We start from the raw sequence: 11,297 nt of genomic DNA, 5'->3' as shown, positions 1-11,297 counted from the left end.
ATGCGGGAACGGATCCAGGTCGCCCGGAGCCGGGAGGTGACTCTCGTCGACGTCGCCTCGGTGGTCGCCGGCTGCTCACCACGGCTGTCGGTGGCCGGCACCAACCGGATCCAGCAGTTGGCCGAGTCGGTCGGGGTGATCCCGCCGATCCTGGTGCAGCGGTCCACGATGCGGGTCGTCGACGGTGCACAGCGGCTGGCCGCGGCCCGGCGGGCCGAGGAGCTGATGCGTCGCCGACCGGAGGCCAGTCTGCGCGAGGTGGCTCGGGAGGCCGGCATCTCGGTGGGCACCGCCTTCGACGTCCGTCGACAACTGGCGGCCGTCTCCGGCGAGGGCGCGGCGGAGACCTCGCCGAGCGCACCGCCCGGGCAGGGCCCCGCCGATCCCCTCGGACCGGCACTGCGGGCCGGGCTGGAACGGCTGGCCGACGACCCGTCGCTGCGCCACACCGAACGCGGAGAGGCATTGCTGCGGCTGGTCTCGGCGACGCTGGCGCTCGCCGAGCAGTCCGACGCGGTCGCCGACGCCACGCCCGGCCACTGCCGGGACGTGCTGCGCGACGTCGGGCAGGCCTGCGCCCGCGCCTGGTACGAGTTCACCGACCGGCTCGGCGACACCGACCTGGCCGAGCGGGCGGCTTGACGACCAGCGGCAACCGGCCCCAACGGCGGCCACTGTGGTGGGCGTGGTGGTCCGGACCGTCGGCATCGGGATCGCCGACGGTCCGGACCAGCACGCCCACCCCGGTGCGAACGGGCCCGCCGGCCGGCGGCCGGGCCGGTCGGGACGAGGCGTTCGCCGGCAAACTGATCTCCTCCGGAGGTGTCGATGAGTGAGGACCCGTCGCCCCGGCACGGCCCGTCGGACGACCGGGCCACGGGCCTGATTCAGGCGGTCCGACGGCGGACGTCGGTGGCCGGTCGCACCGCGCCTCGGCTGCCGATCCCGGCGTCCCGGCTCCCCGGTGAGGATGTGGACCAACTCCTGCGGACCCGGCAGCCGGTGCGGCGGTACCTCTGTAACCCGCTGCCCCGCGCCGACGTGCTGCGGATCTGTCAGGCCGGTGCCGACGCCGCGCAGCCGGTCGCACTGGAGGACGCCGACGGCGCGCGTTGGCTGGTGTTCGCCCGCGCGGTCACCGACACCAACCCGGGCGTCCACGAGTACCGCGACGGCGAGCTGGTCGACGCGTCCGGACTACCGGCGGCCGAGGCGATGGCCGGGCTGGCATCGGGCCCGTGCGCCACGGTGCCGTGCGTGCTGGCTCCGGTGTGGGACCTGGGCGCCGCGCCGAACCGGCAGGACGTCGACGGCCACCTCGGCCTGTTGCTGCGTACCGGCGTCAGCCTGCACGCCGCGTATCTGCTTGCGGTGCGGCGGGGTTTCGGCGGCGGCCTGTTCCGGGGCCCGCACCCGGCCCTGCTGACCGGCGTCGGCGGCCGGGACGACCTGGCGGCCCGGCCGTTCCTGGCGCTGGCCTTCGGCCGGCCGGACCCGCAAGACGCTTTCGACGACCTCCCGGTGACGCGCCGGACGGAATAGCCACCTCGGCGGCCGTCGATGTTGCCGGACCGGGTCCGCGCGTGCTGGAATGGCTCATATCGCCGCAGCGCGGGGGCAAACGCGCTGGGAACGGCCTGCGCACGGGAGCAGCGCTATGCCGGCAGCGCGCCGCATCGGCAGACGGTCGCGCGCCGCATCGCCAGGCCATCACCACGACGACGGGCACATTCCGGGCAGATGTCCCCACCGTACGTGTGTCCTCCGGGACGAGTCCGCGCTCGCGGGCCGGACCTGCCGGGGGCGTCCGATGCGATCTGCCGACGCACCAGAACCGGCGACGAGGTGAGAAGCAGTCATGATTTCCCGACAGAGTGTGGCGGGGTGGTACCGGAACCGCTTCGTGTGGGTGGCGGTGATCGTGCTGACCGTCTCGGTCACCGCGGTGGCACTGGTCCGCGCCGCCGAGACGGACACGAAGCCGGCGGACCTGCGCGGGCAGCTCATGACCTGGATGCGCTCCACGCTCGAACAGGCGGACCCGGGGCAGCACAACCACGCCGGCCACGGGCCCGGGCAGGCGGCCGAGGGGCAGGAGACGCCACCGGCGGTGGTCTGTGGGGTCCACGTGTACGGCTTCGAGCCGGCCGAGGTGACCACGATCGCCGACGTCCGGACCGTCTACGGCTTCCACCTCTGTGGGGTGGCCGAGGAGAAGCGCACCTGGGACTGGGCGGTCAAGCTGGCCGGTCCGGTCATCATGGACCGCTCCACCAACCCACCCGGCATCCAGGTGGTCGAGGCGACCGAGGACGTCATCTTCATCGACCGGCTGCGGCAGATGTTCCCGGCGAAGTACGCCGACCTGGCGCAGAAGGAGGCGCTCGAGCCCGGGGAGATGGCCGACCTGCGTCGCCGGTACGACGCGGCGGCCGGGCTGTGACCCGTACCGGCTGACGCGGCGCGGATTCGGCGGGCTCGGCGCAAGGAAGGGCACCTTACTAACGCCTGGTGCATAGGAAGGGCCCCTTCCTAACGGTCGGTGTCAACCTCCGTCAGGCCGATCATCACCGCGCCCTTTTCCGAAACTTTCCGGAAGTTCTGGTCAGGGCAATCGGCCCGACATAACATGCACGCGCTTGGATGCGTCTGGTACGCGCCCGGCTTCACACCCCGCCACCAGCCACAATCGCGTAAAGGGATCACCGATGCGCCTCTGGAAATCCTCCCGCCGATCGCGACAGCGATCGCGGCTTCTCGCCGTCCTCTGCACCACCACACTCGTCGCGACGGTCGCCGTCGCACCCGGTCCGGCCGCCGCCGCGCAGACCGTCCTCTCCTCCGACTTCGAGTCCGGCTCGTACGCCCCGTGGGGAGCGCGGGGCGACGTCACCCTCGCCATCGCGTCGGAGGGTCACGACAGCGACAGCAGCCTCTCGGTCACCGGCCGTACGGCGAACTGGCAGGGCCCGGCGACCAGCGCGACCGCCCTGTTCACCCCTGGTACGCGTTACTCGGTCGGCGCGTGGGTGAGGCTCCCGGCCGGCACCGAGGGCACCGCCGGGGTGCACTTCACCGTCGAGTCGACGCCGGCCAACGGCGGCGACAACACGTACACCTGGATCGGCGACAGCGTCACCGCCTCCGCGGACGAATGGGTGCGGATCGGCGGCGACTACACGCTGCCCACCGGGCTGAGCGCGGCCACCCTCTACGTCGAGGCGGAGGGGACCACCCCGTTCCTGCTGGACGACGTGCTGATCACCGCGCCGGACGGCGGGACCGGACCCGCGCCGGGGACCGTGGTCGTCGACACCGACTTCGAGGACGGGTTGGACGGTTGGGGACCGCGCGACGGCGGTCCGGGTGCCCCGAGCGTCACGCTGACCGACGTCGCGCACGGCGGGGAGGCCGCGGCGCTGGTCAGCGACCGGGTCAACCAGGGCGCCGGGCTCGGCCGGGACGTGACCGGGCTGGTCGAGCCCGGCGTGACCTACGAGCTCGACGCCTGGCTGCGCTTCGCCGAGGGGCAGCCGACCGACGAGGTCTGGCTCAGCCTGGCCAGCACCAGCGGGGGCAGCCAGTCGTTCGCCACGCTGGCCCAGTTCACCACCGTGACCAACACCGGGTGGACGCAGGTGACGGCCCGCTTCACCGTGCCGGCGGCGGACAGCGCGTACCTCTACTTCGAGACCCGCTGGCAGGGCGCGGACGTCCCCGGCAACACCAGTGACTTCCTCGCCGACGACATCGTCGTCCGGGTGCCCGAGCCGCCGGTGGTGGAGGACCTCACCGGCATCCACGAGACCACCGACTTCCCGGTCGGTGTGGCGATCGACGGCCGGGAGACCGAGGGTGCCGCCGCGCAACTGCTGACCCGGCACTTCAACCAGATCACGGCGGAGAACCACATGAAGCCGGAGGCCTGGTACGACGACGAGGGCACCTTCCGCCCGCACGACCAGGCGCTGACGATGATGGACTTCGCCCGCGACAACGACCTGAAGGTCTACGGTCACGTGCTGGTCTGGCACAGTCAGACGCCGGCCTGGTTCTTCCAGGACTCGGCGGGGCAGCCGCTGAGCACGTCCGCCGCCGACCAGCAGGTGCTGCGCGAGCGGCTGCGTACGCACATCTTCGCCGTCGCCCGTTCGCTGAGCGAGCGGTACGGCGCGTTCGGCTCCGCCACCAACCCGCTCTACGCCTTCGACGCGGTCAACGAGGTGGTCAGCGACAGCGGCGAGTACGCCGACGGCCTACGCCGCAGCGAGTGGTACCGGATCCTCGGCGAGTCCTTCATCGACCTGACGTTCGAGTACGCCGACGAGGCGTTCAACGACGTGTACGCGGTCGACGGCACCGACCCGGTCACCCTGTTCATCAACGACTACAACACCGAGCAGAGCGGCAAGCAGGCCCGCTACCGGGCGCTGGTGGAACGGCTGATCGCCCGGGGTGTGCCGGTCGACGGGGTGGGTCACCAGTTCCACGTCTCGCTGGCCACGCCGGTGAGCAGCCTGGAGGCGGCGCTGGACGCGTTCACCGACCTGCCGGTGACCCAGGCCGTCACCGAACTCGACGTCACCACCGGTACCCCGGTCACCCAGGCGAACCTGATCGAGCAGGGCTACTACTACCGGGACGCCTTCCGGATCTTCCGGGAGCACACCGACGACCTGCTGGCCGTCACCGTGTGGGGGCTGACCGACGGTCGTTCGTGGCGGTCCGGCAACGGTGCGCCGCTGCTGTTCGACGACAACCTGCGTGCCAAGCCCGCCTACCACGGGGCGGTCGACGGCGAGCTGCCCGCCCGGCTGCGCACCGCCACGGTCTTCGCCGGGGAGGTGCCGCTGACCGCCGCCGCTCCGACGGACCTGACCTGGCGCAAGCTGCCGCTGCACCCGGTCGAGGAGGCGGCCCGGTTCCAGTTGCGCTGGGCAGCGGACCACCTCACCGCGTACGTCACGGTCACCGACGCCACGGTCTCCGACGACGACCGGGTCGAGTTCGCCCTGGACGGCGAGACCTACCGGGTCCGGCGCGACGGCACCGGGGACGTGCCCGCCGTGGCGGCGGCCCGGGACGGCGGCTACCACCTGGTCGCCCACCTGCCGCTGACCGAGGCCACCCGGGGGGACACGCTCTCCCTCGACGTGCGGGTGACCGACGACGGCACCACCTCCGGCTGGAACACCCCGGGCGCGGTCGGCACGCTGACCCTGGTGGAGGAGTTGTCGTACCTGGAGGTGCGCCGTGCACCGAGCGCACCGGTGGTCGACGGCACCGTGGACGCGGTCTGGAGCCAGGCGAGCACGGTGACCACGGCCAAGCAGGTCTCCGGCACCGACGGGGCGTCGGCGCAGGTCCGTACGCTGTGGCGGGATCAGACGCTGTACGTGCTGGCCGAGGTCACCGATCCGGAGGTGGACGTCTCCGGGTCGGACCCGTGGACCCAGGACTCGGTCGAGATCTACGTCGACGCCGGCAACGCCAAGAACGGCTCCTACCGCTACGACGACACCCAGATCCGGATCAACGCCGACAACGTCGTGTCGTTCGGCACCGGTGACGAGGCGTTCCAGGCCGGACGGCTGACCAGCGCGGTCGTGCGGACCGCGACGGGCTACACCGTCGAGGCCGCGATCAGCCTGCTCGAGTACGGCGGCCTCGACACCTTCCACGGCCTGGACTTCCAGGTCAACGACGCCTCCGGGGGTACGCGCACGTCGATCCGCAACTGGGCCGAGCAGGAGGGCGTCGGCTACCAGAGTACCGCCCGCTGGGGCGTGGGACGGCTGGTCGAGGGTTCCACCGTGGACGTCACGCTCACCCGGGTGGCCCGCTGGAACTCCGACAGCGGTGGCGGTTACTGCGCCACCATCACCGCCACCAACACCGGTGACAAGCCGGTGGCCTGGACCGCGATCGTCGACCTGGAGGGCGACATCTACACCGCGTGGAACTTCACCCGGGAACGTCAGGCCGACGGCGGCTACCGGATCAGCGGGGTGGACTGGAACCGGACCCTGAAGCCCGGCGCCAGTACCCACAGCGTCGGATACTGCGCCAACCTGTAGGAACCGATCCGACTCGTGGCGGCCATCGCTCCGGCGGTGGCCGCCACACCCGTCCGGGCACCAGTCCACGCAGCCGCCCGCCGGTACGTCGACCACGCCGGAGACGGGTCGGGTAGGACATTCGACGGAGCCACCGATGTCCCACCCTGGACAGACGACGGAACTTACGCAGCGCACTTGACCTGCGAAAACGCCCCCTTGTTGAATGAGCGCACCGCGGAGCCTTCCGACCGGGAAGGTCGCGGCCAGCCAGCACGGCGGCGCCTACCGGCGCGCGGAGTCGCACCCGAACGTCTCGCTGGACGCCACCGCGACCACCTCAGAAGGGACGTCACCAGTGTCCAGACCACGACGCCGGCATCTCATCCTGCTCGCCGCCGCGCTCCTGCTCGCCCCCACCGTCGTACCCGGGGTCGCCCAGGCGAACGGGCCGTTCGTGCCACCGAACCAGGAGACCGTCAACCGCTCCTCGATGCTCAGCGCCGCCGAGGTCTCGGCCGAGTTGCGCGCGTTGCAGGCCCGCAGCAAGGGCGCCCTGCGGGTGCAGGAGGTCGGCCGCAGCGGCCAGGGCCGCCCGCTCGAGGTCGCCTTCATCGGCACCGGCAGCACCCGGATCTGGATCCAGGGCCGCATCCACGGCAACGAGCCGTACGGCGCCGAGGCGTCGCTGGACTTCCTGAAGACGCTGGTCTCCGGCGGCAAGCACGCGCGGGAGGTGTTGCAGCAGGTCAGCTTCGCGATCATCCCGATCTACAACCCGGACGGTTTCGAGGCGTACCGGCGGCAGGACGGCGTCCACAACATCGACCTCAACCGCGACTGGGGGGTGGACCGGCCGATCTTCGACCGGCTCAACGCGGTCCGGGCGGGTCTCGGTCAGGCGCCGCTGTCCGAGCAGACCTTCGCGAACTACACCCGGCACCGGGCCGTCGAGTCGCAGGCGTTCTGGTACGTCTGGGCCGGCTTCAAGCCGCACCACATCATCGACCTGCACCACCAGGGCACGTACGTGGTCGGGGACACCGACGAGATGACCACGTTCTCGGTCGGCGTCTCCCTCGACCCCGGCATGCTCACCCCGCAGCAGTGGGACACCGTCCGCCGGATGGGTGTGGTGGCCGCCGACGCGGCGGGTCGCAGTGGCGTGGTCAACGTGACCCGCTACCCGTACATCAACATCCCGGAGGGCGTCACCTCCGCCGCCATGCTCAACGCCCCCGGCCCCCGGGGCGAGTACGCCGACTGGCGCAGCAACGCGATGTTCTTCGAGTCGCGTGGCGGCATCGGCCACAAGAGCAGCGGCTACCTCATCAAGCAGAACGTCGACGGCCTCTGGGCCATCGTCGACTCGATCAGTGACGGTTCGCTGGCCGGCGTGGACGCCGACCGGTGGAGCGACATCCCGGCCCGGGGCGCCTCGATCTCCACCTGCGCCAAGTTCCCCCAGCAGTGTGAGTTCTGATCGTCGACGCGACGCTGACCCGGCGGTGGTCCACCTGGACCACCGCCGGTCCGGCCGTTCGGACCACGTGGCCGGCCGGGGGCTGATCGGATGGCTGACGGGTGCCGACGACGCCACGTCGGGCTGAGCCTTCAGCCGCGGAAGCGGCTCAGGCGGTCCGCTGTCCCGCGCACCAGGTGCCGGTGACGGCGATGCCGTCGAGATGGTCGGGGTCGACGTGCACTGGGTCGCGGTCCAGTTCGACCAGGTCGGCGGCGGCGCCGGGGCGCAGCACACCGGCCCGGTCGGCGAGCCCGAGCGCGGCGGCGGCGTCCCGGGTGTAGGCCGCGAGTGCCTCGGTGACGGTGAGTCCCTCGTCCGGGTGGACGACGTCGCCGCCCGCCACTCGTCGGGTGACCGCCGCCTTGATGCCGACCAGCGGCGACAGCGTGCCCGCCGGGTAGTCGGTGCTGGCCGCCACCGACGCTCCGGCGTCGCGCAACGTGCGCAGCGGAACGAGCCGCAGGGGTGCGGGCAGCGGGAGCACGGTCAGCTCCGCGCCGAGGTCGTGCAGGAAGGACGGCTGCGTGACCACGTGTACGCCCGCGTCGGCGAGGCGGCGGGCGATGGCCGGATCGCAGACCATCGCGTGCTCGATCCGGATCGGGGTGTCGAGCCCGTCGACGGCGGCGAGGGCGTCGGCGAGGGCGCCGTTTCCGACCGCGTGCAGGGCCGGCGCGAGGCCACGCTCGACCGCCGCCCGGACGGCGGCGGCCAGCCGGTCACGGCCCAGCACCCGAAGGCCGTTGTGCCAGCGGCCGTCCGGGCGACGGGTCGGGGTGCCGCCGCGCCGGGACAGGGCCAAAGCCCGGCGACCGTGCCGCAGCAGCGCCCGGGGCATGCCGGCGACCGAACGGAGCACCTGTCCACCGGTGAGGCACAGGTCGCACCGCTCGCCCCCGTCGACGAGGAGCTTGAAGCCGCCGAGCGGGGTACGGGGATGTCCGTGGTCCCGGTCCGGGTCGAGGTCGGGCACGGTGGGGTCACCGATCTCGGCCGCGCCGACGTGCCAGCGGTGCACGGTCACGGCGAGTTCCGGAGCGGCGCGGGCGTACCGGGCGGCACCCTCCGGCGGCACCGCGAGGTCACCGATGCGGGTGATGCCGTGCCGGGCCAGGATCCGGCTGTGCGCGACGGCGCGGTGCACCCAGGCGTCGTCGTCGGCGCTGGCGCGACGGGTCAGCGACTCGGCGACGAAGCTGGCCTGTTCGACGAGGACGCCGGTGGGGCGTCCACGGCGGTCCCGTTCCAGGTGGCCGCCGCCCGGGTCGGGGGTGGCGCTGCCGTACCCGAGGGCGGACAGCCCGGCGGAGTTGACCGTGGACTCGTGGTAGCTGACCGAGAACAGGTGCAGCGGCCGGTCCGGGCAGGCGGTGTCCAGTTCGGCGGCGGTCGGCAGGCGCCCCTCGGCCAGGTGCAGCGGGCGTACCCCGTGCAGGCGCAGCCAGCCGGTGCCGTGGTCGGCGCGGGCGACGGCGGCGATCCGGTCGAGCAGCTCGCGCACCGTCGCGGGGTGCTCGTCGAAGGCCCGGGTGTGCTGGTCGGCGGCCACCAGATAGAGGTGGTGGTGCGGGTCGACGAAACCGGGGAGCAGGGTCCGGCCGGCGAGGTCGTGCACGGCCGCGCCGGGGCCGACGGCGGCGCGTACGGTCGCCGCGTCCCCGGCCGAGACGATCACCTCGCCGTCGATCGCCACCGCCTCGACGACCGGGTGGGCGGGGTCCATGGTGCGGATCGTGCCGCCGCTGAAGACGGTCCTCATGTCACGCTCCAAGCTGGGCGAGCAGCCCCTCGGCCCACGCCGCGAGGAAACGGTCCCGCGCGACGTGTCCCGGCGGGCAGCCGTAGGTGAACTCGCTGATCGCGAAATAGAACAGCGACGACAGGGCCACGGCGGCGACGGCCTCCGCGTCGAACCGGGGGCGGTCTCCGGCGAGCTGCGCCAGCCACGCGGCGACCTCGTCGAAGCCCGGCTGGAACAGCCGCTGGTAGACGTCGGTGAGATCGACCGGCAGGTCGCCGCCGCGCAGGACGAGCCGGTAGAGGTCCCGGTCCGCCTCGACGGTGGCGAGCACGGCCCGGCCGGCGACCGCGATCGCGGTCTGCGGGTCGGTGAGGTCGGCGATCCCGGGCTGGGCCTGTGCGGCACGGCGGCTGTGCAGGACCCGGTCGAAGGCGGCCACGAGCAGTTCGCGTTTCGACCCGACGTGGCGGTAGAGCCCGCCCGCACCGGGAGACAACCCGGCGGCGGCCTCGATCTGCGTGATCGTGGTGGCCCGGTAGCCCTGCTCGGCGAAGAGACGCAGCGCCGCGTCGATGATCTCGTCCCGACGACCCATCGCATAAGTAAACACTTACTTATGCGATGCTCGCAACCCGCGCTCGGCGCGCCTGCCCTGCCCGTTCGTGTCCGGCGGGACCGGTTTGACCGTCGGGTGAACGGGCAGGACCCCGGTATGCCGACTGACCTGCTGCATCGGGTGGACGACACCCTGACACTCGCGATCCAGGGCTACGGGTGGCTGCCGAACCGCCTGCGTGCGGATCAGACGGACGTGGTGCGTACCCGTCTGCTGGGCCAGACCGCCGTGGCGCTGCACGGCCCCGACGCGGCCCGCTTCTTCTACGACGAGCGCCACATCCGGCGGCACGGGGCGATCCCGGAACCGATCCGCGGCACGCTGTTCGGCAAGGGAGCGGTGCACACCCTCGACGGTGAGCCGCACCGGGTGCGGAAGGCGATGTTCACCTCGCTGCTGATGAGCGGCGGGTTCGACGGGTTGGTGACCCGGACCGAGGTGGCCTGGGACGAGGCCGCGCGGTCCTGGGCAGGTCGGCGGGTGGTGCTGTTCACCGCGACCGCCGAGGTGTTGACCCGGGCGGTCTGCGACTGGACCGGGGTCCCGGTGGACGACCGGGAGGTGCCGGAACTCGCCGCGAACCTGGTCGCCGAGGTGGACGGCTTCGCCACCGCCGGGCCCCGGCACTGGCGGGCCCGCCGCTCCCGGGGGCGCCTGGAGCGGTGGCTCGGCGATCTCGTCCACCGGGTACGCCGAGGCGAGGTCGCCGCCCCGGACGGCTCGGCGTTGGCCGCGGTGGCCGCACACGTCGACAGCGACGGGCGGCTGCTGGACCCGAAGACCGCCGCGGTCGAACTGCTCAACATCATCCGGCCGACGGTGGCGATCACCTGGTTCGTGGCCTTCGCCGGGCACGCCCTGCACCGGTGGCCCGCGCACCGGGACCGGCTGCGCGCGGCGGAGCCCGCCTTCGTCGAGGCGTTCGCCCACGAGGTCCGCCGCTTCTACCCGTTCGCGCCCTTCGTCGGCGGGCGCGCGGTGACCGACCTCACCTGGCAGGGCACCGACATCCCGAGCGGCGCCATCGTGCTGCTCGACCTGTACGGCCAGAACCACGACACCCGGCTGTGGAAGGACCCGTACCGGTTCGACCCGGACCGCTTCGTGGGCCGGGAGATCGGCCCGTTCGAGCTGATCCCGCAGGGCGGCGGTGATCCCCGCACCGGCCACCGCTGTCCCGGTGAGCAGATCACCGTCGCGCTGCTCGGTGCGCTCGCCGTCCGGCTGGCCCGCCTCGACTACCGGGTCCCGGACCAGGACCTGGACATCCCGCTGCACCGCATTCCGACCCGGCCGGTGAGCGGTGTGGTGCTCGCCGTGGCGGGGCCGTCCGACTGAGCGACGGGTCGGCGCACCCGG

Annotated in this window: 8 protein-coding genes; 6 read left to right on the top strand and 2 right to left on the bottom strand. The window is 72.6% G+C overall.

The annotated features are described in order from the left end of the window. From ACIBMZ_RS22665 to ACIBMZ_RS22645, 5 genes are all read left to right on the top strand, one after another. On the top strand, window positions 1-642 hold the full coding sequence (locus ACIBMZ_RS22665) for a hypothetical protein (RefSeq protein ID WP_396696852.1): 642 nt from the start codon (window positions 1-3) through the stop codon (window positions 640-642). Between the two features lie 186 nt (window positions 643-828). Beyond that, window positions 829-1,542: a hypothetical protein gene (locus ACIBMZ_RS22660; RefSeq protein WP_396696850.1), complete on the top strand. Its 714-nt coding sequence runs from the start codon at window positions 829-831 to the stop codon at window positions 1,540-1,542. Window positions 1,543-1,858: 316 nt separating this feature from the next. Further along, window positions 1,859-2,443: a hypothetical protein gene (locus ACIBMZ_RS22655; RefSeq protein WP_396696848.1), complete on the top strand. Its 585-nt coding sequence runs from the start codon at window positions 1,859-1,861 to the stop codon at window positions 2,441-2,443. Window positions 2,444-2,708: 265 nt separating this feature from the next. Next, window positions 2,709-6,077, top strand: coding sequence for an endo-1,4-beta-xylanase (locus ACIBMZ_RS22650; protein ID WP_396696846.1), 3,369 nt, complete (start codon window positions 2,709-2,711; stop codon window positions 6,075-6,077). 205 nt (window positions 6,078-6,282) lie between these two features. Further along, window positions 6,283-7,539: a M14 family zinc carboxypeptidase gene (locus ACIBMZ_RS22645; protein ID WP_396696844.1), complete on the top strand. Its 1,257-nt coding sequence runs from the start codon at window positions 6,283-6,285 to the stop codon at window positions 7,537-7,539. Between the two features lie 148 nt (window positions 7,540-7,687). Here ACIBMZ_RS22645 and ACIBMZ_RS22640 read toward each other — a convergent pair whose 3' ends face one another. Both ACIBMZ_RS22640 and ACIBMZ_RS22635 read right to left on the bottom strand, forming a co-directional pair. Next, window positions 7,688-9,340, bottom strand: a complete 1,653-nt coding sequence (locus ACIBMZ_RS22640; protein WP_396696842.1) for an amidohydrolase — start codon at window positions 9,338-9,340, stop codon at window positions 7,688-7,690. Between the two features lies 1 nt (window position 9,341). Then, window positions 9,342-9,917 (bottom strand): TetR/AcrR family transcriptional regulator, encoded by a 576-nt coding sequence (locus ACIBMZ_RS22635; protein WP_396696840.1) that lies wholly within the window; start codon window positions 9,915-9,917, stop codon window positions 9,342-9,344. Between the two features lie 117 nt (window positions 9,918-10,034). Here ACIBMZ_RS22635 and ACIBMZ_RS22630 point away from each other — a divergent pair, with 117 nt between their 5' ends. Beyond that, window positions 10,035-11,276, top strand: coding sequence for a cytochrome P450 (locus ACIBMZ_RS22630; RefSeq protein ID WP_396696838.1), 1,242 nt, complete (start codon window positions 10,035-10,037; stop codon window positions 11,274-11,276). Window positions 11,277-11,297 lie beyond the last annotated feature (21 nt).

It is taken from the genome of Micromonospora sp. NPDC049900 (assembly GCF_044461025.1).
Taxonomy (GTDB): Bacteria; Actinomycetota; Actinomycetes; order Mycobacteriales; family Micromonosporaceae; genus Micromonospora.
Note: the sequence above shows the minus strand (reverse complement) of the source record. Positions and strands in the feature narration are given on the sequence as shown.

Bases quoted from the DNA above. Each gene is read 5' to 3' on its own strand.
- ACIBMZ_RS22640 (WP_396696842.1), bottom strand. From the start codon at position 9,340: ATGAGGACCGTCTTCAGCGGCGGCACGATCCGCACCATGGACCCCGCC.
- ACIBMZ_RS22655 (WP_396696848.1), top strand. From the start codon at position 1,859: ATGATTTCCCGACAGAGTGTGGCGGGGTGGTACCGGAACCGCTTCGTG.
- ACIBMZ_RS22665 (WP_396696852.1), top strand. From the start codon at position 1: ATGCGGGAACGGATCCAGGTCGCCCGGAGCCGGGAGGTGACTCTCGTC.
- ACIBMZ_RS22645 (WP_396696844.1), top strand. From the start codon at position 6,283: ATGAGCGCACCGCGGAGCCTTCCGACCGGGAAGGTCGCGGCCAGCCAG.
- ACIBMZ_RS22650 (WP_396696846.1), top strand. From the start codon at position 2,709: ATGCGCCTCTGGAAATCCTCCCGCCGATCGCGACAGCGATCGCGGCTT.
- ACIBMZ_RS22635 (WP_396696840.1), bottom strand. From the start codon at position 9,917: ATGGGTCGTCGGGACGAGATCATCGACGCGGCGCTGCGTCTCTTCGCC.
- ACIBMZ_RS22660 (WP_396696850.1), top strand. From the start codon at position 829: ATGAGTGAGGACCCGTCGCCCCGGCACGGCCCGTCGGACGACCGGGCC.
- ACIBMZ_RS22630 (WP_396696838.1), top strand. From the start codon at position 10,035: ATGCCGACTGACCTGCTGCATCGGGTGGACGACACCCTGACACTCGCG.